Annotated in this window: 20 protein-coding genes and 2 pseudogenes; 12 read left to right on the forward strand and 10 right to left on the reverse strand. The window is 72.6% G+C overall.

Annotated features, from left to right (window positions below):
* Window positions 1-89 precede the first annotated feature (89 nt).
* Window positions 90-1,331: pseudogene (locus ACWEJX_RS12625) on the forward strand (outer membrane protein assembly factor BamB family protein); the annotation flags it as partial.
* Window positions 1,332-1,421: 90 nt separating this feature from the next.
* Here ACWEJX_RS12625 and ACWEJX_RS12630 read toward each other — a convergent pair.
* Window positions 1,422-2,000 (reverse strand): hypothetical protein, encoded by a 579-nt coding sequence (locus ACWEJX_RS12630; protein WP_451607439.1) that lies wholly within the window; start codon window positions 1,998-2,000, stop codon window positions 1,422-1,424.
* A gap of 135 nt (window positions 2,001-2,135) precedes the next feature.
* Here ACWEJX_RS12630 and ACWEJX_RS12635 point away from each other — a divergent pair, with 135 nt between their 5' ends.
* The gene (locus tag ACWEJX_RS12635; RefSeq protein WP_451607440.1) at window positions 2,136-2,732 is read left to right on the forward strand and encodes a hypothetical protein; all 597 of its coding nucleotides are present in this window, start codon (window positions 2,136-2,138) and stop codon (window positions 2,730-2,732) included.
* On the opposite strand, the gene ACWEJX_RS12640 is transcribed toward ACWEJX_RS12635, so the two are convergent.
* From ACWEJX_RS12640 to ACWEJX_RS12650, 3 genes are read right to left on the reverse strand one after another with little or no spacing between them, the layout of a single operon-like run.
* A complete protein-coding gene (locus ACWEJX_RS12640) occupies window positions 2,719-3,495 on the reverse strand; it encodes an enoyl-CoA hydratase/isomerase family protein (RefSeq protein WP_451607441.1) in 777 nt (258 codons plus the stop codon). The genes ACWEJX_RS12635 and ACWEJX_RS12640 overlap by 14 nt on opposite strands.
* Window positions 3,492-3,923, reverse strand: a complete 432-nt coding sequence (locus ACWEJX_RS12645; RefSeq protein WP_451607442.1) for a Zn-ribbon domain-containing OB-fold protein — start codon at window positions 3,921-3,923, stop codon at window positions 3,492-3,494. The genes ACWEJX_RS12640 and ACWEJX_RS12645 overlap by 4 nt, the downstream gene beginning before the upstream one ends.
* A 2-nt stretch (window positions 3,924-3,925) precedes the next feature.
* The gene (locus ACWEJX_RS12650; RefSeq protein WP_451607443.1) at window positions 3,926-5,068 is read right to left on the reverse strand and encodes a lipid-transfer protein; all 1,143 of its coding nucleotides are present in this window, start codon (window positions 5,066-5,068) and stop codon (window positions 3,926-3,928) included.
* A 91-nt stretch (window positions 5,069-5,159) separates the two neighbouring features.
* On the opposite strand from ACWEJX_RS12650, the gene ACWEJX_RS12655 reads away from it, so the two are divergent.
* Both ACWEJX_RS12655 and ACWEJX_RS12660 read left to right on the forward strand, forming a co-directional pair.
* Window positions 5,160-6,695, forward strand: coding sequence for a FadD3 family acyl-CoA ligase (locus ACWEJX_RS12655; protein WP_451607510.1), 1,536 nt, complete (start codon window positions 5,160-5,162; stop codon window positions 6,693-6,695).
* A 3-nt stretch (window positions 6,696-6,698) separates the two neighbouring features.
* Window positions 6,699-6,896: pseudogene (locus ACWEJX_RS12660) on the forward strand (hypothetical protein); the annotation flags it as partial.
* 393 nt (window positions 6,897-7,289) lie between these two features.
* On the opposite strand, the gene ACWEJX_RS12665 reads toward ACWEJX_RS12660, so the two are convergent.
* Window positions 7,290-7,505: a hypothetical protein gene (locus tag ACWEJX_RS12665; protein WP_451607444.1), complete on the reverse strand. Its 216-nt coding sequence runs from the start codon at window positions 7,503-7,505 to the stop codon at window positions 7,290-7,292.
* Window positions 7,506-7,743: 238 nt separating this feature from the next.
* Window positions 7,744-10,779 carry a BTAD domain-containing putative transcriptional regulator gene (locus ACWEJX_RS12670; protein ID WP_451607445.1) on the reverse strand — a complete coding sequence of 1,012 codons (3,036 nt, stop codon included), beginning with the start codon at window positions 10,777-10,779 and terminating at the stop codon, window positions 7,744-7,746.
* Between the two features lie 177 nt (window positions 10,780-10,956).
* On the opposite strand from ACWEJX_RS12670, the gene ACWEJX_RS12675 reads away from it, so the two are divergent.
* A complete protein-coding gene (locus ACWEJX_RS12675) occupies window positions 10,957-12,177 on the forward strand; it encodes an amidohydrolase family protein (protein ID WP_451607446.1) in 1,221 nt (406 codons plus the stop codon).
* Window positions 12,178-12,241: 64 nt separating this feature from the next.
* Here ACWEJX_RS12675 and ACWEJX_RS12680 read toward each other — a convergent pair whose 3' ends face one another.
* Window positions 12,242-12,718, reverse strand: coding sequence for a DUF2690 domain-containing protein (locus ACWEJX_RS12680; protein ID WP_451607447.1), 477 nt, complete (start codon window positions 12,716-12,718; stop codon window positions 12,242-12,244).
* Between the two features lie 31 nt (window positions 12,719-12,749).
* Window positions 12,750-13,220, reverse strand: coding sequence for a DUF2690 domain-containing protein (locus ACWEJX_RS12685; RefSeq protein ID WP_451607448.1), 471 nt, complete (start codon window positions 13,218-13,220; stop codon window positions 12,750-12,752).
* A 253-nt stretch (window positions 13,221-13,473) separates the two neighbouring features.
* On the opposite strand from ACWEJX_RS12685, the gene ACWEJX_RS12690 reads away from it, so the two are divergent.
* The 6 genes from ACWEJX_RS12690 to ACWEJX_RS12715 all read left to right on the forward strand — a co-directional run bounded on the left by ACWEJX_RS12690 (window position 13,474) and on the right by ACWEJX_RS12715 (window position 21,630).
* Entirely contained in the window at window positions 13,474-14,394 is a 921-nt protein-coding gene (locus ACWEJX_RS12690) for a TIGR03619 family F420-dependent LLM class oxidoreductase (RefSeq protein WP_451607449.1), read from the forward strand.
* 14 nt (window positions 14,395-14,408) lie between these two features.
* The gene (locus ACWEJX_RS12695; protein ID WP_451607450.1) at window positions 14,409-15,170 is read left to right on the forward strand and encodes an SDR family NAD(P)-dependent oxidoreductase; all 762 of its coding nucleotides are present in this window, start codon (window positions 14,409-14,411) and stop codon (window positions 15,168-15,170) included.
* 103 nt (window positions 15,171-15,273) lie between these two features.
* The gene (locus tag ACWEJX_RS12700) at window positions 15,274-16,398 is read left to right on the forward strand and encodes an LLM class flavin-dependent oxidoreductase (protein WP_451607451.1); all 1,125 of its coding nucleotides are present in this window, start codon (window positions 15,274-15,276) and stop codon (window positions 16,396-16,398) included.
* Window positions 16,399-16,613: 215 nt separating this feature from the next.
* On the forward strand, window positions 16,614-18,353 hold the full coding sequence (locus tag ACWEJX_RS12705) for an N-acyl-D-amino-acid deacylase family protein (RefSeq protein WP_451607452.1): 1,740 nt from the start codon (window positions 16,614-16,616) through the stop codon (window positions 18,351-18,353).
* A complete protein-coding gene (locus ACWEJX_RS12710; protein WP_451607453.1) occupies window positions 18,350-19,822 on the forward strand; it encodes an aldehyde dehydrogenase family protein in 1,473 nt (490 codons plus the stop codon). The genes ACWEJX_RS12705 and ACWEJX_RS12710 overlap by 4 nt, the downstream gene beginning before the upstream one ends.
* 227 nt (window positions 19,823-20,049) lie before the next feature.
* Entirely contained in the window at window positions 20,050-21,630 is a 1,581-nt protein-coding gene (locus ACWEJX_RS12715) for an APC family permease (RefSeq protein ID WP_451607454.1), read from the forward strand.
* A 76-nt stretch (window positions 21,631-21,706) separates the two neighbouring features.
* Here ACWEJX_RS12715 and ACWEJX_RS12720 read toward each other — a convergent pair whose 3' ends face one another.
* Window positions 21,707-21,925, reverse strand: a complete 219-nt coding sequence (locus ACWEJX_RS12720) for a hypothetical protein (RefSeq protein WP_451607455.1) — start codon at window positions 21,923-21,925, stop codon at window positions 21,707-21,709.
* Between the two features lie 76 nt (window positions 21,926-22,001).
* Between ACWEJX_RS12720 and ACWEJX_RS12725 the strand changes: the two genes are divergently transcribed.
* Window positions 22,002-22,484, forward strand: coding sequence for an N-acetyltransferase family protein (locus ACWEJX_RS12725; protein ID WP_451607456.1), 483 nt, complete (start codon window positions 22,002-22,004; stop codon window positions 22,482-22,484).
* Between the two features lie 6 nt (window positions 22,485-22,490).
* Here ACWEJX_RS12725 and ACWEJX_RS12730 read toward each other — a convergent pair whose 3' ends face one another.
* Window positions 22,491-23,249, reverse strand: a complete 759-nt coding sequence (locus tag ACWEJX_RS12730; RefSeq protein WP_451607457.1) for a GNAT family N-acetyltransferase — start codon at window positions 23,247-23,249, stop codon at window positions 22,491-22,493.
* Window positions 23,250-23,272 lie beyond the last annotated feature (23 nt).

A 23,272-nucleotide genomic window follows, 5' to 3' on the forward strand; every position in this document is an offset into this window, starting at 1 on the left:
CAGCGTGGGCGTCACGGGGATGCGGATGAGGTGGTCGGCGTACGGGACGACGGCCTCGTCGCCCTCCTCCGCGATGACGATCGCGAAGCAGGCCGCCCGGCGCCCGCCCGCTGCCGGGAACGCAGCCCGGTCCGCTGCCCGGTCAGCAGCTCGGTTCGCTGCCCGGCCCGGCCCAGGCGCCCGACGCCCAGCAGGGGCCCGCGCACTGGCGCCCGTGGCGCTTCCGCATGTCCAACGACGTGTGGGGCACCCCGGTCGTCGACGGCGACCTGCTCTACGTCACCTCCTTCGAGGTGCACGCCCTGGATACGGCGAGCGGCCGGCGCCAGTTCAAGACGCGGGACGTGGCCTGGTCGATGGCCGTGGCCCAGGGCCGTATCCACGGCTCCGACGGACCCACCCTCTACGCGCTCGACGCCCACGACGGCAGCGAGCGGTGGCGGCTGCACACGGACGCCTGGGTGTACTCCCTCCGGGTGGACCGCGGCACCGTCGTCACCGGTACGCGCGGCGGCGGCGTCCAGGCCTGGGAGGCGTCCAACGGCGCCAAGCTGTGGGAGCTCAGCGGCGCCCAGACGGACTTCGAGACGCCGGAGGGCGGGCCGGCCGTGCACGGCGACACCGTGTACGTGTGGCGCGACGCCCGGCTGGTCGCGCTCGACGCCCGTACGGGCACGGAGCGCTGGTCGTACCCGATCGGGGACGCCGCCTCCTGCGCCCACGTGCCGGTGCGGGTGGCGCCGGCCGAGGACGGCTGCGTGTACGTGTCGGCCGGCACCCGGGTCCTCTCGGTGGACATCGCGAGCGGTCACGTGCGCTGGCACTTCGAGGCGCCGGCGGTCTTCCTCTCCCCGCCCGCCTTCGCGCCCGGCCCGGCCGTCACGGGCGGCGGGGTGTACCTCGCCGACCACCTCGGCACGGTGTACGCGCTCGACGCGACGACCGGCAAGGACCGCTGGCGGATCGCGACCGAGCCCCGGCAGTCGACGGAGCCGGTGCTCGTCGCGGCGGGCAACGTCCACGTCGGCAGCGGCAGCGCGCTCTACACCCTGGACGCGGTCACCGGCACCCCGAAGTGGCGCTTCGCGGCCGGCGGCGAGCTGATCGGCACGCCGGTCGTCGCCGACGGACGGGTGCACTTCGGTTCGGCCGACCACGTCCTCTACACGCTGGACGCGAGCGGCGGGCAGCTGCGCTGGAAGCTCGCGACGGGCGGCGAGATCACCGGCTCGCCGGTGGCGAGGAACGGTGTCGTGTACGCGTGCAGCAAGGACCGCTGCGTGTACGCGCTCGACGCGGTGAAGGGCACGGCGACGAACCGCACCTCGTAAGGCGGACCGCACGTCGTAAGGCGGACCGCACCTCGTAAGGCGGACCGCACCTCGTAAGGCGGACCGCACCTCGTGACCCGGTCAGGCCGGTCAGGCCCGGTGCTCGGGGGGCGGCGGTGTCTCGTCGCGCCCCGGGTCCCACGGCACGTCGGAGGACGGGGGCGGGGCGGTCCCGGGCGGTTCCGGGTGCTCCAGGTCCTCCCTCGGGTGCGTGGGCGGCGGCAGCCGGTCCACGCGGGTGGCGTGCGGCCTGGGCCGCCCGGACATCACGAACGCGCCGAGGAGCAGCAGCACCCCGCCGCCGAGGGCCAGCGCGACGCCGCTGCCGAGCCCCCGCCCGTCCGTATCGACGTTCAGCCCGTTCTCGGCCTGTCCGACCCGGGCCATCCACAGGATGGTGAAGCCGAGCACGACCACCCCGGCGACGGCGACGACCACGCGCGAGCGCAGCACGATCCCGATCAGGGTGAGCAGCGCGGCGAACGCCATGGGCAGGAAGACCGAGCCGATCAGCTCGGCCTTGACGTCGGTGATCCCGGTTCCGGTGAACAGGTCCTCGATGCGGTAGTCGCGCCCGTGACGGCCGTCGTACCAGGCGCGGAAGGGGCTCCATACGGCGGCCGTCGCTCCGGCGAGGGCCAGGACCGAGCCGACGATGTTGCGGATCACCGATCGGCCTCCTTCGGTCGGGACTCCCGTTCTCGACGCTACGCCGGGCGTACGGGGCCCGCCACGCGGCGGCGGTGCCGCCACGCGGCACCGCTAGGGTGACGCGCACACGACGACACGAGGGGGACGGGTCACATGGTCCGCACCAGGCTGAGGCTCGCGGCGACGCTCACGGTGGTGGTGCTCGCGCTGACGGGCTTCCAGACGGGCAAGGGCGGCCACGGCGGCCATGGCAGCCACGGCAAGAGCAGCGGAGGCGGGGGCGGCGGCTGCACCAGCTCCAAGAAGAAGAACAACGACTACGACGACTACGACGAAGACAACTCGGGCGGCTCGGGCGGCTCCACGTACACGCCGTCGCCGACCTCCTCCTCGACCTCCGACGACATCAGGGTCGAGGTGGTCGACTGCGTCGACCCTGCCCGGAGGAAGCAGAAGGGCAGGCCGGCCCGCAAGGCGGACACCGTCGCGACGGTGCGGGTCACGCCCATGGACAGCCCGCCGCGGACGATCTGGATCGTCCTGGAGTTCGAGCGGGCCGACGGCTCGCGGGTCGACCGGGGCGAGATCGCGGTACCCATCGACGGCAAGGGCGGTGCCAGGCTCTATGACGTCCCGATGGGCCACCCCGGCACCGTCGCCCAGGTGAAGAAGTGCGTCGTGGCGGAGGTGAACGACGTGCACGGGGATCCGCTCGCCGCCTCCGTGACCCCCTCACCTAGCGCGTCCTGAAGCCGCTCCCCCTCCTCGTGAACAGCGCCGCCTGCCGCTCCGGCGGCAGGTTTCCCAGTGTCACCAGGTGCGGCGCGTGGGCGAGGGCCTGGGCGCGGCCGGCCTCCCTGGCCGCCCACAGGGCCCGTACCGTGCCCTGCACCGCCTCCGTCGGGTAGCCGGCGATGACCGCGGCCGCCTCCCGCGCCGCGGCCTGCGCCCCGCCCCGTACCGTCAGCTCGGAGACCAGGCCGGTCTCGTGGGCGCGTCGGGCGGAGATCCGCTCGGCGGTGCCCATCAGGGCCATCCGGGCGACCTCGCCGAACGGCATCCGCTGCGCCATGTGGATGGTCTCGAAGGCGCTGACCATGCCGTAGGTGGTGTGCGGGTCGAAGAACTCGGCGCCCTCGCCCGCGATCAGGAACTCGGCCTCGCCGAGCAGGTAGAAGGCGCCGCCGCAGGCCATGCCCTCGACGGCGGCGACGACCGGTTTCCACAGGTCGTTGGCCTTGGGGCCGATGGCGACGAGCGGGTCGTCGATCGTGTACGGGGACGAGGGCTGCGGCACCCGGGCGGCGTCCTCGCGGTCGATGCCGGTGCAGAAGGCCCGCCCGCCGGCCCCGGTCACGACGATCGCGCGCACCTCGTCCTCGTACCGGAAGCCCCGCCAGACCTCGCCGAGCCGCCGCGCCATGTCGAGGGTGATCGCGTTGTGCTTGTCGGGGCGGTCGAGGGTGACGACGGCGACGCCGGTCTCCTTGTCGCGTTCCACGGAGATCGTCATCCGCGCTCCAGGAGCCAGCGGGGCACGGTGACGCCGTCGATCTCGGCGAAGGCGACCTTCACGGCGGCGCCGATGCGCAGCCGGGCCGGGTCGACGGAGTTCAGGGGCGCGTCGGGCGCGGCGACGACGTTGCCGGCGAGGCGGATGCGGGGCGCGTCGGCGAGTTCGACGAGGACCGCGTTGTACGGGGCCTGGGCGGCGTAGTCGGGGAGCAGCGGCGGGTGCGGGACGACGAAGGACCAGATGCGGCCGCGGCCGGACATGAGCCGCCACTCGCTGTCGAAGGACCGGCAGTGCGGGCAGCAGGGCCGGGGTGGGAAGCGGAGTTCGCCGCAGTCCGCTTCCGCGCATGCCTGGACGCGCAGTTCGCCCCGGGCGGCGTACTCCCAGAAGGGTGCGCCGTCCTCGTCGACGAGGGGTACGAGCATGTTCAGCTCCTCAACAGGATCGCGGAGGTGGGGACGCCCTCGCCGGCGGTGACGAGGCAGCCGGCGGCGTCGGGCACCTGGGCGGTGGAGACGCCGCGGAGCTGTTTGACGCCCTCGTTGATGAGGTTGAAGCCGTGGACGTACGCCTCGGAGAGTCCGCCGCCGCCGGTGTTGAGGGGCAGCCGGCCGCCGATCTCCAGGGCGCCGCCTTCGGTGAAGGCGGCGCCTTCACCGCGGCCGCAGAAGCCGTAGCCCTCCAGGGAGAGCGGGACGAGGGGGGTGAAGGCGTCGTAGATCTGGGCGACGTCGATGTCGTCCGGGGTGAGGTCGGAGTTCTTCCAGAGGTGCCGGGCGGCGGTCCAGGCGGGGCCGGAGAGCGGGTCGTCGTTCCAGTAGTTGACCATGCCGTGGTGCTGGGCGGGCAGGCCCTGGGCGGCGGCGTGGACATAGACGGGCTTCTGGCGGCAGTCGCGGGCGCGCTCGGCGGAGACGACGACGCAGGCGAGCGCGCCGTCGGTCTCCAGGCAGTTGTCGAAGAGGCAGAGGGGTTCGCTGATCCAGCGGGAGGTCATGTACATCTCGCGGGTCAGCGGGCGGTCGTACATGATCGCGGCCGGGTTCTGGTTGGCGCGGTTGCGGCAGGCGAGGGCGACGTTGAAGAAGTGGTCGCGGGTGGCGCCGTACTCGTGCATGTAGCGCCGGGCGAGCATGCCGATCTCGTCGGCGGGCCGCAGCAGTCCGAAGGGCCGGGTCCACTGCCCGGGGGTGGGGAGCTGGACGGCCGTGTTCTTCCAGGGCCGTGGCCCGCTGCCCCGCTTCCTGGACCGCCAGGCGACGCCGACGGTGGCCTGTCCGGTGGCGACGGCGGCGGCGAGGTGGCCGACGGTGGCGCAGGAACCGCCGCCGCCGTAGCCCACTTTGCCGAAGAAGGTGACGTCTCCGGCCCCGATGGCCTTCGCCACCTCCACCTCGTCGGTCTCCTCCATGGTGTACGAGGCGAAGGCGTCGACCTCGGAGGGTGCGATGCCGGCGTCGTCGAGGGCGGCGAGGATCGCCCGGCAGGCGAGGGTCTTCTCCGACTCCGGGAGGTGTTTGGCGAAGGGTGTCTGCCCTATTCCGACGATGGCGGTGCGGTCCTTGAGCACGGCGCCCCCTGGCTTGGCCCGATGGCTGACAGCGCGTCAGGCTACAGCTAATCTGACGGATAGTCAGCTACGGGGAGGGGTGGTGAGGTCCGTGGAGTGGAACTCGATACCGGAGTTGGTGCGCTGGTCGGCCGAGCGGTACGGCGAGCGGGAGGCGGTCGTCGACGGCCGCGCCCGCATCACGTACGCGGAACTCGGCGCGCGCGTCGAACGGGCGGCGGCGGCCTGCCTCGCCACCGGGATACGGGTGGGGGACCGGGTCGCGATCTGGGCGCCCAACACCCTCGACTGGATCGTCGCGTCGCTGGGTGCGGTCACGGCGGGCGCGGTCCTGGTCCCCCTCAACACCCGCTTCAAGGGCACGGAGGCCGCGGACGTGCTCGCGCGCTCGGGGGCGCGGCTGCTGTTCGTGACGGGCACCTTCCTGGGCACCTCGTACGTGGCGTCGCTGCGCCGGGCCGGGGCGGCGCTGCCGGACCTGGAGCGGGTGGTGGTGTTCGGGGACACGGCGCCGGACGAGGCGGGGTACGCGACGTGGAAGGCGTTCCTGGCGGAGGGCGCGGCGGTCGGGCCGGCGGAGGTCCGGTCGCGTGCGGCGGCCGTCGAGCCCTCCTTCCCCTCGGACATCATCTACACCTCGGGCACCACGGGCCGCCCCAAGGGCGCGGTCATCACCCACGAACAGACGCTGCGCTGCTACGCGGTGTGGAGCGAGCTGGCCGGACTGCGCGAGGGCGACCGCTATCTGATCGTGAACCCCTTCTTCCATACCTTCGGCTACAAGGCGGGGATCATCGCGAGTGTGATGCGGGGCGCGGTGATGGTCCCGCAGCCCGTCTTCAACGTCGACACCGTCCTCGCCCACATCGCGGCGGAGCGGATCTCGGTCCTCCCCGGCCCGCCCACCCTCCACCAGTCCCTCCTCGACCACCCGTCGCGCGCTGCCCACGACCTGTCCTCCCTCCGCCTGGTCGTGACGGGCGCGGCCGTCGTACCCCTCCAACTGGTGGAACGGCTGCGGGCGGAACTGGGCGTGGGTACGGTCCTGACGGCGTACGGCCTCTCCGAGGCGAGCGGCCTCGTCACGATGTGCCGCCGGGGCGACCGGCCGGAGGTGATCGCGAGCACGTCCGGCCGCCCGATCCCGGACACGGAGCTCCGCCTTTCACCATCGGGCGAGGTCCTGGTCCGCGGCTTCCACGTGATGCGCGGCTACTACCAGGACGAGGAGGCCACGGCGGCGGCGATCGACGAGGACGGCTGGCTCCACACCGGCGACGTCGGCGTCCTCGACGACGCCGGCAACCTCCGCATCACCGACCGGGTCAAGGACATGTTCATCGTCGGCGGCTTCAACGCCTACCCGGCCGAGATCGAGCAACTCCTCGGCCTCCACCCCGACATCGCCGACGTCGCCGTCATCGGCATCCCGGACCCGCGCCTGGGCGAGGTCGGCAAGGCCTTCGCCGTCCGCCGCCCGGGCGCCCGCCTCACGGCCGACGACCTGATCGCCTGGTCGCGCCGCGAGATGGCCAACTACAAGGTCCCGAGAGAGGTCGAGTTCGTGGCGGAGCTGCCGCGGAACGCGAGCGGGAAGGTGCTGAAGGGGGCGCTGCGGGCGCGCTGATTCGAGCCCGTCACGGAGGAGATCGCCGACTCGGCGATCACTCTCCTGAAGGGCGCAGGCCTCCACGGCCACAAGTACGCCATCGACGCGGCGCTCGCGGTGATCGCGGGGCGTCAGCTCGGGCTCGTGACGGTGTTCACCTCGGACGTGGACGACATGACCAAGCTGTGCCCGCCGCAGGTGTTGGTGCAGCGCGTCTGAACCCGACCCGCGCATGGCAAGGGCCCGGAACCGGTCACCCCGGTCCGGGCCCTTCCCCCCTCTGCGCGCTCGTGGCGTGCAATCCCCCACGGCGACGACCGGTCCCCACCAGCCGCCGCACGAGGCCCGCCGATCATGCGCCGACCTGGTCGCGGGTGACGAACCGGTCGAACGACTTCGTCAGGTCCGCGGACATGACGAAGGGGCCGGGCGGCTCAGCCCGGCCCCTCCTGTTCGGGTCCGTACGGTGCGCGTGGGCCCTGCCCGAGGATTCCCCCCGGTCCCCTCGGGCGTCCCCCGAGCCCCGCGCTTCCGTCCGGTCCCGCACGGTCCCGGCGACTCCCCCGATGGCGCCGCCGGAACCGTCCCCCGTCACCCCCGTGGTGAGACGGCTCAGATCTGCGTCGGCTTGAAGGGCTCCGACGTCGCGTGCATGTCCTTCGTGGTGATGAGCTCCTCGGCCGCACCGCCCACGACCTTCGCGGTGATCGCGTCGATCGCCGGCTCGGACGTGGCGTGCATGTCCTTGGTGGTGATCTCCTCGGTGCCGCCCGTGGCGTGCATGTCCTGGGGCGCCACGACCGCGTCGTTCTCGATCGGGTTGCTCATCTTGTCAACTCCTGCGTCTGGTGACTGGAATCCGTTGCGATCCGTCCGGCCGCTCCCCCGTGACCAGCCGGACGGATCGCTCGTGGCCGCTCACCCTAGTTGCCAGGAGTGACGGCTGTGCCTGCGACCCGTGTGCCCCCCGACGCGACGGATCGACAAGGAAGAGCATGCCGGGCGGCGATAAACGAACGATGAACGTGCTGGCGGAGAGGGCGAGGTGCCCTTCCCGGGCGGGTTCCTAGGCCGCTGCCGCGGGAGCCAGCAGCAGGCGCACGCCGGACGCCTCCGGGGCGGCGAGCGACTCGAAGATGTCGAGCGCCTCCTGCCAGCAGACCTGGGCGCGACCGGACTGTCCGATGCCCTGGAGTGCGCGCCCGAGCACCGTCAGGACGTTGCCGCGCCGCCACTCGCCGCCGATCCCGCGGAGGACGGTGAGCGCCATCTCGGCGTTCGCCGCCGCCTGGGCATGGCGTTGCGCCGCGATGTCGACCTCCGAGAGACGGAACAGGGTCATTCCTTCCCAGAGCCGTTGCCGGCTGTCGCGGAAGACCTCCAGCGCCTCGCTCAGCCGCTCCACGGCCTCGTCCAGACGCCCTGCCGCGGTGAGGGCGAGACCCAGCGCGTAGCGGCCGTTGGCGCCGCGCAGCGCGTGCCCCATCGAGTCGTAGATCTGGGTGCCTTCCTGGGCGAGCGCTATGGCCTTCGCGGTGCGCCCGGTCGCCAGGTGGATCCGGGACAGGTTGCACAGGGCGCTCGCCTCGCCCGGCCGGTCCTCGATGCCTCGGAACCGCTCGATGGCGTGGGCGAGATGCACCTCGCCCTCGTCGAAGCGGTTCTGGTACAGCGCGATGATCCCCCGCGCGTTGGCGGACCAGCAGGCGGGCAGCGGGTCCCGCGCCGCATCCGCGTGCGGCAGCGCCAGCTCGGCGTCGCGGTCGGCCTCGGTGAACCGGCCGGCGGTGTGGTGGACGCCCGCGAGCGCCGTCAGCGCCCGGCCCTCGGCCCGCGCGTCGCCGAGCTCGTGGGCCGCGTCGCGGAGCAGGGAGCCCACGGCCTCGAACTCCTTCGCGTTGGCGCCCGACTCGCCCAGGTCCAGCGCCGCCCACAGCAGGTCCACCGCCCGCCGCAGCGTCCCCGGCGTGGTCGCCGACTGGCGTACGCACGCCAGGAGGCAGTTGGCCTCGGCGTACAGCCAGTCCTGGGCGGCGTGGCGGTCGGTGAAGGTGAGGCCGGCGTAGTTCGTCGGCTCCAGGTGGTCGACGAGACGGTCGCCGGGGCGTTCGAGCGCGTACACGCGCGCCGCCGTCGACAGATAGAAGTCCAGCAGCCGCGACAGCGCCAGCTCCCGCTCCACCGGCGGGTGTTCGTCCCGCTCGGCGCATGCACGCGCGTAGAGGCGGACGAGGTCGTGGTAGCGGTAGCGGCCCGGGGCGGCGGACTCCAGGAGGGAGGTGTCGACCAGGGCCTCCAGGAGGTCCTCGGTCTCCCATTCCGGAAGGTCGACGACGGCCGCGGCCGCCGCCAGCGAGATGTCGGGGCCGTCGGCGAGGCCGAGGAGGCGGAAGGCGCGGGCCTGGGCCGGCTCCAGTTGGCCGTAGCCGAGTTCGAAGGTGGCCTTGACGGCGAGGTCGCCGGCCTGGAGTTCGTCGAGGCGGCGGCGCTCGTCGGCGAGCTTCGCGGCGAGGGTGGAGACCGTCCAGGTGCGGCGGGCGGCCAGGCGGGAGGCCGCGATGCGGATCGCGAGCGGGAGGAAGCCGCAGGCGGCGACCACGTCGAGCGCGGCCTCCCGCTCGGCGCCCACCCGCTCCGCGCCCACGATGCGGGTGAAGAGCTGCAGGGCCTCGTCGGGGGACATGACGTCCAGGTCGACGAGGTGCGCGCCGGCCAGGTCGAGCATGCGGATGCGGCTGGTGACGAGCGCGGCGCAGCCGGCCGTGCCGGGCAGGAGGGGGCGGATCTGGGCCGCGTCGCGGGCGTTGTCCAACAACACCAGGACCCGGCGGCCGTCGAGCGTGGAGCGGTAGAGCGCGGCGCGCTCGTCCAGGGAGTCCGGGATCGCCGAGTCCGGCGTGCCGAGGGCTCGCAGGAAGGCGCCCAGGACCGTCTCGGGGGCGGCCGCCCGCGCGCCGGCGCCCTGGAGGTCGACGTAGAGCTGGCCGTCCGGGAAGTGCGGGCGGGCCGCGTGGGCCACGTGCACGGCGAGCGTCGTCTTGCCGACGCCGCCGATGCCGGCGAGCGCGGACACCGCCATGACGGACCCCTCGGCGGTGGCGAGCCGGTCGCCCAGTTCCCGTACGAAGGCGGCCCGGCCGGTGAAGTCGGGCACCGTGGCGGGGAGTTGGGCGGGACGCGCGATGGGCGTGGCGGCCGGGGGCTGCTCCTCGACGGGCCGGGCCAGTTCGGCGTCGGCCTGGAGGATGCGCTGCTGCAGCCTGGAGAGCTCGGGGTTAGGGTCGACGCCCAGCTCGTCGGCGAGGAGGCGGCGGGTGTCGGCGTAGACGGCAAGGGCCTCCGCCTGCCGGCCGGACCGGTAGAGGGCGAGCATGAGGAGTTCCCGGAGCCGCTCCCGCAGCGGATGCGCCGCGGTCAGCGCGGTCAGCTCGGAGACCGCCTCCGCGTGCGCGCCGACCTCCAGGTCGAGGTCGAGCCGGCTCTCCAGGAGCTGCAGCCGCCACTCCTCCAGGCGGGTGCGCTGCGTCTCGGCGTACGGCCCCGGTACGGACGCCAGCGCCTCGCCGTCCCACAGCGCCAGCGCCTCGTTCAGCCGGTCGCGGGCCGCGCAGCGCTTCCCCGCAGCGCGCAGCTTGTCCGCCTCGGCGGCCAGGTCCTGCGCCCGGGTGACATCGAGGGCGGTGCTCGGGGTGCGGATCGCGTAACCGCCCGACTCGCTGACGAGGACGCCCGGGTCGAGCACCTTGCGCAGCCGGGAGGCGTACGTACGGACCGCGGCCAGCGCCTGCGAGGGCGGCTCCTCGCCCCAGATCGCGTCGATCAGCTCGGCGGCGGTGGCGGTACGGCCGTCGCGCAGGAGCAGGGCGGCGAGCAGGGCGCGCTGCTGGGGCGAACCGGTGGGCAGGGTCGTCTCGCCGCGGGACGCGCGTACGGGTCCGAGCACGCCGAAGCGCAGGTCGGCGCCGCCCTTGTCGGCAGCGTCCGCCGGATTCGCCGCTTCCGCGCGAGGCGCGGCGACCGTCCCGGCCGCCTCCGCCGCACCTGCCGTACCCGTCGTCGGAGTCCGCTGCTCCGGAACTCGCGGCCCGTTCTCACGGTCCATAGCTCCCCCTGCCCGTACCGCTGGTTTCGCCCAAGACAGTCTGCCTTGTCCGGAGGGGGTGCGTCAGCATCGGGTCGGTCGATCTCGGGCATCGAACCGGTCGATGGACCCCCTCGTCACCGGCGACCGTACCCGGCAAAGCTGACGGATCGTCAGATCGGCGCTACCGTGAAACGCATGGAGAGCTTCCCCAAGATCATTTCGGTGGACGACCACACCGTGGAGCCCCCGCACGTCTGGCAGGACCGGCTCCCGTCCCGTCACCGCGACACCGGCCCCCGGATCGTCCGCGCACCCCTGAAGGAAATGACCTTTCTGGGCGGAAAGTTCGCCCCCGTGATGGGCGCCAAAGGGGACGAAGGCCCCATCGGCGACTGGTGGGTCTACGAGGACCTGCACCGCCCCCTCACCCGCCTCGACACCGCCGTCGGCTACGACCGGGACGAGATCCGGCTGGAGGTGATCACGTACGAGCAGATGCGCCCGGGCTCGTACAGCGTCCCGGACCGCCTCGCCGACATGGACGTCAACCACGTCCAGTCGGCCCTCTGCTTCCCCACCTTCCCCCGCTTCTGTGGACAGACCTTCACCGAAGCTTCCGATCGTGAACTCGGTCTCCTCGGCGTCCGGGCCTACAACGACTGGATGGTCGAGGAGTGGTGCGGCCCCGAGGCGCGCGGGCGGCTGATCCCGCTCACCCTGATCCCGCTCTGGGACCCGGAGCTCGCCGCCGCCGAGGTCCGCCGCAACGCGGCCCGCGGCGTCCGCGCGGTCGCGTTCTCCGAGATACCGCCGCACCTCGGGCTGCCGTCGGTCCACACCGACCACTGGGACCCGTTCCTGCGCGCCTGCGACGAGACCGGCACCGTGATCGCCATGCACATCGGCTCGTCCAGCCGCATGCCGTCCACCTCCGCCGACGCCCCGCCCGCCGTCGGCTCCACCATCACCTTCGCCAACTGCTGCTTCTCGATGGTCGACTGGCTGATGAGCGGCAAGTTCGAGCGCTTCCCCAACCTGCGGATCATGTACGCCGAGGGACAGATCGGCTGGATCCCCTACATCCTCGAACGCGCGAACGTCGTCTGGGAGGAGAACCGCGGCTGGGGCGGCGTGGCGGAGAAGGTGCTGCGCCCGCCGTCGGAGCTCTTCGCCGAGCACGTCTTCGGCTGCTTCTTCGACGACGCCTTCGGCCTGCGGAACCTGGACTCGATCGGCGTCGGGAACGTGCTCTACGAGACCGACTACCCGCACTCGGACTCCACCTGGCCCAAGTCCCGCGAGGTGGGGGAGGCCCAGATGGGCCACCTGGCGCCGGACGTCGTCGAGCGGATCGTCCGCGGCAACGCCATCGAACTGCTCGGGCTGACGCAGGACGGCCTCTGGCCCGGCCCGTGAACGGTCCAGGAGACGACGAGCCCCCGCGAACCACCTGCCGGCGGCCGTGCGGGGGCTCGGGCCATCAGTAGCTGCCGGTCCGCGTGTACTTCAGACCGCCCGCGCCGTCGACCATGCCCTCCGCGTACGACGTGACACCCGCGTCGTTCACCATCGGCGTGTAGCAGGAGCTGGAGCCCACCGACACGGTGCAGGAGTAGCTGCGCCCGTCGGAGTTGCGGATGACCTTCGCCTGGGCGCAGGCGTGGCCGGCCGAGGCGTTGCCGCAGTCGGACTGCGTGTAGTTCAGGCTGATCCGCGCCCAGGTGGTGCGGCAGCCCGAGTTGTAGCGCAGCTCGATCGAGCCCTGGTAGGTGCCGAAGTAGGGGTCGTACAGACCGGCCGACTGGACGGTGCTCGTCGTGCCGCCGCAGCTGGTGGACGCCGGGTCCCAGCCGTCGTAGGTGGCGGCCTGGGCCGAGCCGCCGGTGGCGACCAGGCCGCCCGCGGCGAAGAGGAGGGCGGTGCCGACCTGGGCGGTGCGGCGCAGAAGGGTACGCATCAGTTCTCTCCCGGGGTGTGGGGCGGGCGGATCAGTAGCTGGCGGTGCGGGTGTACTTGTCGCCGCCCGCGGTGTCCGTGTAGCTCTGCGCGTACGAGGAGACGCCGGCGTCGTTGACCATCGGCGTGTAGCAGGAGCTGCGGCCCTCGGTCACGGTGCAGGAGTAGCTGGTGCCGTCGGAGTTGCGGATGATCCACGCCTTCGGGCAGGCGATGCCGGCCGACGAGGTGCCGCAGGCGCCCTGCGTGTAGTCCATGGTGATGCGCGCCCACGTGGTGCGGCAGCCCGAGCTGTAGCGCAGCTCAAGGGTGCCCAGGTGGTTGCCGTGCGGGTCGGTCATCGCGGCCGAGGAGACGGTGCTGATGCCACCGCAGCCGCTGCTGGCCGGGTCCCAGCCGTCGTAGGTGGCGGCCTGGGCCGAGCCGCCGGTGGCGATCAGGCCGGCGGCGGCGAAGAGGAGGGAGGTGCCGGCCAGGGCCGTGCGGCGCAGGAGGGTACGCATGGAGGGGTCCGATCGTGCGAAGGGTCAACCGTTGGGGGGTGCGATCACGGTGCGGCACGGCCCCGCCCGCCGTCTTGGACGAACGCGCACACCTGTCCGCCGTGGGGGCTCCGCCGCCGTGAAAGCGGTGCCGGCCGGAGGGGGCGGCCGGGGCGGTGGCTGTCGCGACCCTTGTCTGACGGGGCATCAGAGGACAGCATGGGGCGGTCACCTCAACTGACGGAACGTCAGATAATGAGCCGAGGGAGTCCCCATGGTGGTCTACGGGATGCAGCTGCCCGTCCAGTCCCAGAGCACCCTCTACGCCGAGTCCTGGGAGGCCGCCGCCGGCCCCGCGGACCTGCTCGCGGTCGCCCGCGCCGCCGACGCCCTCGGCTTCGACTACGTCGCGTGCTGCGACCACGTCGCCATCCCGCGCCGGCTTTCCGCCGCGATGAGCACCGTCTGGTACGACCCCGTGGCCACCCTCGCGTACCTCGCCGCCGCCACCGAGCGCGTCCGGCTGCTCTCGCACGTCGCCGTCGTCGGCCTGCGGCACCCGCTGGTCACCGCCAAGGCGTACGCGACCCTGGACCACCTCTCCGGCGGCCGGCTCGTCCTCGGGGTCGGGGCCGGGCACGTGCGGGAGGAGTTCGAGGCGGTCGGGGCCGACTTCGCCGGGCGCGGCGGTGTGCTCGATGAGACGATCGACGCGCTCCGGGCGGCCCTCGGGCCCGAGGAGTACCCGGCGCACGACGGCCCGCGCTTCGCCTTCCGCGACCTCGGCCAGCGGCCCCGGCCCGCCCAGGACCGGGTGCCGGTCTGGGTCGGCGGCTCGTCGCCCGCCGCCGTGCGGCGCGCCGCGCTCAAGGGTGACGGCTGGCTGCCGCAGGGCGACCCGCGCGGCCGGCTGCCCGAGCAGATCGCGAAGCTGCGGCGGCTGCGCGAGGAGGCCGGGATCGAGGCGCCGATCACCGTCGGCGCCATCACCGAGGCGCTGTACGTCGGCGAGCCCGGCTGGGACGCGGGCCGCCGCACCCTGAGCGGCAAGCCGCAGGCGCTCGCCGAGTCGCTGCGCGCGTACGGCGAGATGGGCGTGCACCAGATCCAGGTGCGCTTCCGCTCCCGCAGCCGCACCGAACTCACCGACCAGATGGCGGCGTTCGCCGCCGAGGTCGCCCCCCATCTGAACTGAGGAGTGTGCTGCACATGGGCAAGCTGGACGGGCGCGTCGTCGTCATCACGGGCGCGGCGCGCGGGCAGGGCGAGCAGGAGGCGCGGCTCTTCGCCGCCGAGGGGGCGCGGGTCGTCCTCGGGGACGTCCTGGACGACCAGGGCGAGGCACTCGCCAAGGAGCTGGGCGCCGACAAGGCCGCGTACGTCCACCTGGACGTGACGAGCGAGGCTGAGTGGGCGGCGGCCGTGGCGAGCGCCAAGGAGCGCTTCGGCCGGATCGACGGGCTCGTGAACAACGCGGGCATCCTGCGCTTCAACGAGCTGGTGTCGACGCCGCTGGCCGAGTTCCAGGCGATCGTGCAGGTCAACCAGGTCGGCTGCTTCCTGGGCATCAGGTCGGTTGCCCCGGAGATCGAGGCGGCCGGCGGCGGCACGATCGTCAACACCGCCTCGTACACCGGTGTCACGGGCATGGCGGGCGTCGGCGCCTACGCCGCCACCAAGCACGCCGTCCTCGGGCTCACCCGGGTCGCGGCCCTGGAGCTGGCGGGGAAGGGGATCCGGGTCAACGCGGTCTGCCCGGGCGCCATCGACACCGCGATGAGCAACCCGGAGGGCGTGGACCCGGCGGCGACGGCGGAGCTGTACCGCAGCCTCGTGCCGCTGGGCCGGATCGGGCGGCCGGAGGAGGTGGCGGCGCTCGCGCTCTTCCTGACCGCCGAGGAGTCGTCGTACATCACGGGGCAGCCGTTCGTGATCGACGGCGGCTGGCTGGCGGGCGTCAGCCTCTTCTGACCGACCCGGCGCACATAGCTGACGCTTCGTCAGGTATTGACACGCGGGACCTCATCCAAGAATCTGACGGAACGTCAGAAACTCACAAGGGCGGTGAACTTCCTTGGAATTCGGGATCTTCGTACAGGGATACGTCGGCAAGCGCGCCGAGACCGATCCCGAAGCCGAGCACAAGGCGCTCATGGAGGAGACCGAGTACGTCATCCAGGCGGACCGGTCCCACTTCAAGTACGCCTGGGCCTCCGAGCACCACTTCCTGGAGGAGTACTCCCACCTCTCCGCGAACGACGTCTACCTGGGCTACCTCGCCCACGCCACCGAGCGCATCCACCTCGGCTCCGGCATCTTCAACCCGCTCGCGCCCGTCAACCACCCGGTGAAGGTCGCCGAGAAGGTCGCCATGCTCGACCACCTCTCCGGCGGCCGCTTCGAGTTCGGCTCCGGCCGCGGCGCCGGCTCCCACGAGATCCTCGGGTTCATGCCGGGCATCACCGACATGAACCACACCAAGGAGATCTGGGAGGAGACCATCGCCGAGTTCCCCAAGATGTGGCTCCAGGACGAGTACGAGGGCTTCCAGGGCAAGCACTGGTCGCTCCCGCCGCGCAAGGTGCTCCCGAAGCCGTACGGAAAGTCCCACCCCGCCATGTGGTACGCGGCCGGCTCCCCGTCCTCGTACGCCATGGCCGGCAGGAAGGGCCTCGGCGTCCTCGGCTTCAGCGTCCAGAAGGTCTCCGACATGGAGTGGGTCGTCGAGTCCTACAAGACCGCGATCAAGGAGGCCAAGGCGGTCGGCGACTTCGTCAACGACAACGTCATGGTCACCTCCACCGCGATCTGCGCCGAGACCCACGACAAGGCCGTCGAGATCGCCGTCGGCGGCGGCCTCAACTACCTCCAGTCCCTCCTCTTCCGCTACCACGACACCTTCCCGCGGCCCGAGGGCATCCCGGAGTGGCCCGAGCTGCTCCCCGAGTACTCCGCCGAGATCATCGAACTCCTCATCGCCGAGGAGCTGATGATCTGCGGCGACCCCGGCGAGGTCCTCGCCCAGTGCCGGCGCTGGGAGCGGGCCGGCGCCGACCAGCTGTCCTTCGGCCTGCCGATCGGCATCTCCTACGAGGACACGATGAACACGATCAAGCTGATCGGCGAGCACGTGATCCCGGAGATCGACACGGACCCGGTGCACCGGACGACGCGCTTCCGGCAGTCGGCCGGCAGCTGACCAGGGCGGCCGACCAGGGCGGCCGACACAGGACAGCTGCCCCAGGGCGGCTGACCCAGGGCAACCGACGTACGGCTGACCTACGAGCACGGGGCGGCGTCTTCCCGGACCGCCGCCCCGTACCGGCCCCGGCGCCGGAGACCGTTTCCGCGGCGGCCTCCGGTCCGGGGCCCGTTCATGCACCGAGGCAGCGCACTCCCGCAGAAAGGGACGCCATGCTCGACCACCTCATCAAGGGCGCCACCGTCGTCGACGGCACCGGCGCCCCCGCCGTCACCGCAGACGTCGGCCTGCGCGACGGCCGGATCGCGGTCGTCGCCGCGCCCGGCACCGTCACCGAACCGGCCCGTACGGAGGAGGACGCCACCGGGCTCGTCCTCGCGCCCGGCTTCGTCGACCCGCACACCCACTACGACGCCCAGCTGTTCTGGGACCCCTACGCCACCCCGTCCATGAACCACGGCGTCACCACCGTCGCCGGCGGCAACTGCGGCTTCACGCTCGCGCCGCTGCACCCGGACCGCCCCGAGGACGCGGACTACACGCGCCGGATGATGTCGAAGGTCGAGGGCATGGCGCTCGCCGCCCTGGAGGAGGGCGTCGACTGGTCGTGGTCGTCGTTCGCCGAGTACCTCGACGCGCTCGACGGACGCATCGCGGTCAACGCCGGCTTCATGGTCGGGCACTGCGCGCTGCGCCGGTACGTGATGGGGCCGGACGCGGTCGGCGGACAGCCGAGCGAGGAACAGCTCGCGCAGATGGTCCGGCTGCTCAAGGAGGCCATGGAGGCCGGCGCCTGGGGCCTGTCCACCACCCAGTCCTCGACCCACTCCGACGGCGACGGCGCCCCCGTCGCCTCCCGCCACGCCGGCCCCGCCGAGCTGATCGCCCTCTCCCGCGCCGTCGGCGAGCACGAGGGCACGCAGATCGAGGCGATCCTGGCCGGCTGCCTCGACCAGTTCTCGGACGCCGAGATCGACCTGTTCGTGGAGATGACGGCCGCCGCCGGGCGCCCGCTCAACTGGAACGTCCTCACCATCGACGCCACCGTCCCCGAACGCGTCCCGCGCCAGCTCCTCGCCTCCGAGCGGGCCCGCAAGTCCGGCGGCCGGATCGTCGCGCTCACCATGCCGATCCTCACGCCCATGAACATGTCGCTCGGCACCTTCTGCGCCCTCAACCTCATCCCCGGCTGGGGCGAGATCCTGGGCCTGCCCGTCCCCGAGCGCATCGCGAAGCTCCGCGACCCCGACGTCCGCGCCGGGATGCTGCGCCGCGCCGACTCCAGGGAGGCCGGCGTCTTCCGGCGGCTCGCGAACTTCGGGCGCTACGTCATCGGCGACACGTACAGCCGCGAGAACCGCGGCCTGACCGGCCGGGTCGTCAAGGACATCGCCGCCGAGCGCGGCCAGGACCCCTTCCAGGCGCTCGTCGAGATCTGCGCCAACGACGACCTGAAGACCGTCCTGTGGCCGATGCCCACCGACAACGACCCGGCCTCCTGGGCGCTGCGCCGCGAGACCTGGCAGCACGAGGACGTCCTGCTCGGCGGCTCCGACGCGGGCGCCCACCTGGACCGGATGTGCGGCGCGCCGTACACCACCCGCTTCCTCGGCGACTGCCTGCGCGGCCGGAAGCTCGTCCCGCTGGAGCAGGCCGTGAGGATGCTCAGCGACGACCCGGCCCGCCTCTTCGGCCTGCGCGAGCGCGGCCGGATCGCCGAGGGCTTCCACGCCGACCTGGTCCTCTTCGACCCCGAGCGGATCGACGCGGGTCCGGCGACCCTGGTCCACGACCTGCCGGGCGACAGCCCGCGCCTGGACTCGCGCGCGGTCGGCATCGTGTCGGTGCGGGTCAACGGCGTGGAGACGGTGCGGAACGACGAGGTGACGGGCGCGATCCCCGGGCGGGTGCTGCGCTCGGGCCGGGACACGAGGACGGTGAGCACCCGATGAGCCACGAGACGTCCGGGATCACGGAGCGGCTGTACATAGGGGGTGAGTGGGTCGAGCCCGAGGAGGGCCATTACGAGGTGATCAACCCCGCCACCGAAGAGGTCGTCGGGCTGGCCCCGGAGGCGAGCCGGCGCCAGGTGTACGAGGCCGCCGAGGCCGCCCGTACCGCCTTCGCCGGCTGGTCCCGCACGAAGCCGGAGGAGCGCGCCGCGATCCTCGACCGGGCCGCCGACCTGATGGCCCGCGACGCCGAGCGGAACACGGACCTCGCCCGCGCCGAGACCGGCGCGACCACGGCCACGGCCCGCGGGATGCAGGTGGCGGTCGGCGCGGCCCGCTTCCGGCGCTATGCGCGCGGCGCCCTGGAGCCGGTCGAGGAGGCGCTGCCGCCGCAGATCAACGAGGCCGGGCCGATGGGGAGGGCCGGGGTGTTCGGGGCGGTGGCGGTACGGCGCCCGGTGGGCGTGGTCACCTGCATCACCTCGTACAACAACCCGTGGGCGAACCCGGCCGGCAAGATCGCCCCGGCGCTCGCCATGGGCAACACGGTCGTCGTGAAGCCCGCCCCGCAGGACCCGCTCTCCGTGTACGCGATGACCCGCGCCCTCGCGGAGGCGGGCGTCCCGGCCGGGGTGGTCAACGTGGTCACCGGTGCCTCGTCCGCCGTCGGCGAGGCGGCCGTGGACTCGCCGGCCGTCGACATGGTCTCGTTCACCGGCTCCACGGCCGTCGGCCAGGCGATCGGCGAGGTGTGCGGGCGCGCGATGAAGCGGCAGCTGATGGAGCTGGGCGGCAAGGGCGCGGCGCTCGTCTTCGACGACGCCGACCTGGACGCGGCCGTGACGGGGATCGGGACGACCTTCTCCTTCTACAGCGGGCAGATCTGCACGGCCCCGACCCGGGTGATCGCCCAGCGCGGGATCTACGAGCGGCTCGTCGAGAAGCTGGCGGGCTACACCGGCTTCCTGAAGGTCGGCGACCCGGCGGAGCGCGGCACGGTGGTCGGCCCGGTGATCTCGGCGGCCCACCGCGACCGCGTCGAGTCGTACGTGGAGCTGGGCCGCAAGGAGGGCGCGCGGGTCGTCGCGGGCGGAGATCGGCCGGACTTCGCGAAGGGCTTCTACGTGGCGCCGACGCTGCTCGCGGAGTGCACGAACGAGATGCGGGTGGTCCGGGAGGAGATCTTCGGCCCGGTGGTCGTGGTGGTGCCCTTCCACGACGAGGAGGAGGGGATCGCGCTCGCGAACGACAGCGACTACGGGCTGATCGACTACGTGTGGTCCGGGGACGTGGCCCGGGCGTTCCGGGTGGCGGGGCGGCTGCGGGCCGGCGGGGTCGGGATCAACACGATCGGCCGGAACATGGAGGCGCCGTTCGGCGGCTTCAAGAAGAGCGGGGTCGGGAGGGACGTCGGCTCGTACGCGCTGCACGCCTACAGCGAGCTGCAGGCGGTCGTCTGGCCGGGGTGACGCACGTCACGGGAAAATCCGGCAACGGACATTCCGGGCGCGGCTGCGGTTTCCGCATATCGGACACTCGGTTCCGGCTCGCCAGGTTGGCCGGTCGTCCTCGGTAGTCGATCTTTCAATCATTGGCGGGTGTCCGATTCGACCCGCGCAATGCAAGGTTAAGATCGATCGGCCGGGCGGATTCCGACCTTCCAGATGTGGAAATCGCAGCATTTAACGTCGAGTTCATGACTCAGGTGGATGTGCGGCCCCCGGCCGGAGACGCGGTGGCCGGAGACGCGGTGAGGGGCGTCCCGGCACAGGCCGGCGGCGACGGCATGCGCGGCAAGGGCCTCGGCGGCAACTCCGTCGGCCTCGTCGGCAGCGCCGTCATCGGCGTCTCCACCGTCGCCCCGGTCTACTGCCTGACCTCGACCCTCGGCTCCACCGCCGGCGAGGTCGGCCTCCAGATGCCCGCCGTCTTCCTCGCGGGCTTCCTGCCGATGCTGCTCGTCGCGTTCGCGTACCACGAGCTGAACAAGGCCATGCCGGACTGCGGCACCTCCTTCACCTGGACGGTGAAGGCGTTCGGCCCCAAGGTCGGCTGGATGTGCGGCTGGGGCCTGGTGATCGCCACGATCATCGTGCTCTCGAACCTGGCCGGCGTCGCCACCTCGTACTTCTGGCTGCTCGCCGGCGAGATCAGCGGCAACCCGTCGATCGCGGCCCTGGACGACGACAAGGCCGTCCACATCGTCACCTGCCTGGCGCTGATCGGCGCCGCGACCGCCATCAGCTACCGCGGCATGACCGCCACCAAGGGCGTGCAGTACGCGCTCGTCGGCCTCCAACTGCTCGTCCTCGCCGTGTTCGTCGGGATGGCGCTCTCGAAGGCGGGCTCCTTCGAGACCTCGGTCCACTTCTCCTGGTCCTGGATGAACCCGTTCGCGGTGCGGTCGTTCGCCGCGTTCACCGCCGGGCTCTCCCTGTCGATCTTCATGTACTGGGGCTGGGACACCTGCCTGACCGCCAACGAGGAGACCGTCGGCAGCGAGAAGACCCCCGGCCGCGCCGCGCTCATCGCGATGGTCGTGCTGGTGGGCTCGTACCTCGCCACCGGCATCGCCGCCCAGATGGTCGTCGGCTCCGGCGGCCAGGGCCTCGGCCTCGGCAACCCGAAGACCTCCGACAACGTCTTCGCCGCCCTCGCCGGCCCGGTCATGGGCCCCGCGCTCGGCATCCTGCTCTTCGTCGCGGTCCTCGCCTCGGCCGCCGCCAGCCTCCAGACCACCTTCATCCCGGTGGCCCGCACGGTCCTGGCCATGTCCACGTACGAGGCGCTGCCGGCGTCGTACGCCAAGGTCCACCCGCGCTTCAAGACCCCCGGCAAGGCCACGGTCGTGGCCGGCGTCGCCACCGGTGTCTTCTACACGGTGATGACCCTGGCCAGCGAGCACGTCCTCGTCGACACGATCTACGCGCTCGGCGTGATGATCTGCTTCTACTACGCGCTGACGGCCTTCGCCTGCGCCTGGTACTTCCGCCGCGAGCTGACCCGCTCCGCCCGCGACCTGGTCTTCAAGGGCGTGTTCCCGCTGCTCGGCGGGGTCCTGCTCGCGGCGGTCTTCGGCAAGACGCTGTACGACATGTGGGACCCGGCCTACGGCTCCGGCTCCGCGGTGTTCGGCGTCGGGTCGGTGTTCGTGATCGGCGTCGGGCTGCTGCTGCTCGGCGTGGTGATCATGCTGGTGATGCAGCGCAGGAGCCCCGCGTTCTTCCGGGGAGCGGTGCTCACCAAGGAGACTCCGTCGCTGGTCGTCGAGGACTGACCGGTGATGGACAGCGGCGAGGTGGCGGGCCCGTGGGGGGTCCCGCCACCTTCGTCTTCCCATGGCTTCCCGAGTCCTACGGGTTCCCGACCGGGAGCAGGTTCTCGACCATCCTGTTGGCGGCCGGCATCTGATCGGCCGAGGCAGGCTTCGCCTTGGGCGTGAGGACGCCGCTCAGGGGCACGACGGAGGGCAGGTTGGCGCCGGCCGTGTCGGCGGCGGCGGTGCCGGCTGCGGACAGTCCGCCGGTGAGGGCGAGGCCGGTCAGGGCGGCTGCGGTGAGGATCTTCTTCATGCCGCGAGAACGCCGGAGGGTGGGACGTGGTTACGCCGCCTTCCACTCCTCTGCATTCCTATGCGACACTCGGCATATGAATGCATTGGGGGAGTGGTCGTTCCGGCCTGCGCGGGACGAGGACGTGGAGCCGATCGCCGAGCTGAAGGCGGTCGTCATGCGTGACGACCTGACGCGGCTCGGCCGGTACGACGATCAACGCGTCCGGCAGCGGCTGCGGGACGGCTTCCGCCCCGCGCACACCTCGGTGATCGAACTGGCCGGCGCCTTCGCGGGCTGCGTGGCCTTCGGCCCGTACCCGCACGGCCCCGGCCGCTACCTGGAGCACTTCTACCTCGCCCCCGAGGCCCAGGGCCGCGGCCTCGGCACGGCCGTGCTGCGCACGCTCCTCGCCCGCGCGGACGCGGAGTCGGCCCCGGTCCGGCTGACGGTGGTCCAGGGCAGCGCGGCCCGGCGCCTGTACGAGCGGGAGGGCTTCCGGGTCGAGGCGGAGGACCCGATCGACGTGCTGATGGTGCGGGAGCCGGTGGTGGCGGCCGCGCCGGCGGTCACCGGCTAGGGGTGGCTATCCGGCCTCCTCCGCCGGCTCCGCGATCAGCGCCGTGCCGATCGTGCGGAAGCCCAGGCGGGCGTAGAGGCGGGCCACCGTCTCGTCCGTGGCGGACAGGAAGACCGTTTCCGCGCCTGCCGCGCGGGCGTCCGTGACGAGGGCGGCGGTGACGGCGAGGCCGAGGCCCCGGCGGCGGTACCCGGGACGGGTCCCGACGCCGACGACCTCGGTGACGGCACCGACGGGCTGGTGCTGGCCGGCCGCGAGGGCGGTGCCGGAGGGGTCGAGGGCGGCGGCGAGCCGGGTGAGGCCCGCGTCGAGGCGGGCCGCCACCTGGGCGGCCGCGGCGGGTGTCGGGGTGGCGCCGAAGGCGGCGTACGGGGCGGCGACGGCGGCCTCCAGGGCGGGGTCGGTGGCGCCCACCATCCGTACCGTGACGCCCTCCGGGAGCGCGGGCAGCTCCTCCGCCGGCTCCGTCAGGACCATCAGCGGGTGCTCGCGCACCACGAGCCCGCTCGCCTCGACCGCCGCCCGCAGCCCCGGCGTCGTCTCCGCGACCCACTCGAAGGCCTCGGGCACCCCGAGCTCCCGCTGCCGGGCCCGTACCTTCTCCACTGCCTCGACCGGCACCTCGCCGGCGTGGCCGAGCGCGGGCCGCGCGTAGTACGGCCAGCCCGCCCCCTCCCGTACGAAGAGGGTGAGCGGTCCGAACTCCTCGGCGCGGGCGGCGGACCGGGGTACGGAGTCGTAGTAGGTCTCAAGGCGCTTCAGCATGCGGGTTACCGTACGGAAACCGA

The organism is Streptomyces sp. NPDC004788 (assembly GCF_053601115.1).

What these genes read in the sequence shown, in the direction of transcription:
- ACWEJX_RS12635 (WP_451607440.1), top strand. Translation starts at nt 2,136, where the DNA reads ATGGTCCGCACCAGGCTGAGGCTCGCGGCGACGCTCACGGTGGTGGTG.
- ACWEJX_RS12705 (WP_451607452.1), top strand. Translation starts at nt 16,614, where the DNA reads ATGCTCGACCACCTCATCAAGGGCGCCACCGTCGTCGACGGCACCGGC.
- ACWEJX_RS12690 (WP_451607449.1), top strand. Translation starts at nt 13,474, where the DNA reads ATGGTGGTCTACGGGATGCAGCTGCCCGTCCAGTCCCAGAGCACCCTC.
- ACWEJX_RS12675 (WP_451607446.1), top strand. Translation starts at nt 10,957, where the DNA reads ATGGAGAGCTTCCCCAAGATCATTTCGGTGGACGACCACACCGTGGAG.
- ACWEJX_RS12715 (WP_451607454.1), top strand. Translation starts at nt 20,050, where the DNA reads ATGACTCAGGTGGATGTGCGGCCCCCGGCCGGAGACGCGGTGGCCGGA.
- ACWEJX_RS12720 (WP_451607455.1), bottom strand. Translation starts at nt 21,925, where the DNA reads ATGAAGAAGATCCTCACCGCAGCCGCCCTGACCGGCCTCGCCCTCACC.
- ACWEJX_RS12680 (WP_451607447.1), bottom strand. Translation starts at nt 12,718, where the DNA reads ATGCGTACCCTTCTGCGCCGCACCGCCCAGGTCGGCACCGCCCTCCTC.
- ACWEJX_RS12670 (WP_451607445.1), bottom strand. Translation starts at nt 10,779, where the DNA reads ATGGACCGTGAGAACGGGCCGCGAGTTCCGGAGCAGCGGACTCCGACG.
- ACWEJX_RS12725 (WP_451607456.1), top strand. Translation starts at nt 22,002, where the DNA reads ATGAATGCATTGGGGGAGTGGTCGTTCCGGCCTGCGCGGGACGAGGAC.
- ACWEJX_RS12640 (WP_451607441.1), bottom strand. Translation starts at nt 3,495, where the DNA reads ATGACGATCTCCGTGGAACGCGACAAGGAGACCGGCGTCGCCGTCGTC.
- ACWEJX_RS12665 (WP_451607444.1), bottom strand. Translation starts at nt 7,505, where the DNA reads ATGAGCAACCCGATCGAGAACGACGCGGTCGTGGCGCCCCAGGACATG.
- ACWEJX_RS12730 (WP_451607457.1), bottom strand. Translation starts at nt 23,249, where the DNA reads ATGCTGAAGCGCCTTGAGACCTACTACGACTCCGTACCCCGGTCCGCC.
- ACWEJX_RS12645 (WP_451607442.1), bottom strand. Translation starts at nt 3,923, where the DNA reads ATGCTCGTACCCCTCGTCGACGAGGACGGCGCACCCTTCTGGGAGTAC.
- ACWEJX_RS12685 (WP_451607448.1), bottom strand. Translation starts at nt 13,220, where the DNA reads ATGCGTACCCTCCTGCGCCGCACGGCCCTGGCCGGCACCTCCCTCCTC.
- ACWEJX_RS12710 (WP_451607453.1), top strand. Translation starts at nt 18,350, where the DNA reads ATGAGCCACGAGACGTCCGGGATCACGGAGCGGCTGTACATAGGGGGT.
- ACWEJX_RS12695 (WP_451607450.1), top strand. Translation starts at nt 14,409, where the DNA reads ATGGGCAAGCTGGACGGGCGCGTCGTCGTCATCACGGGCGCGGCGCGC.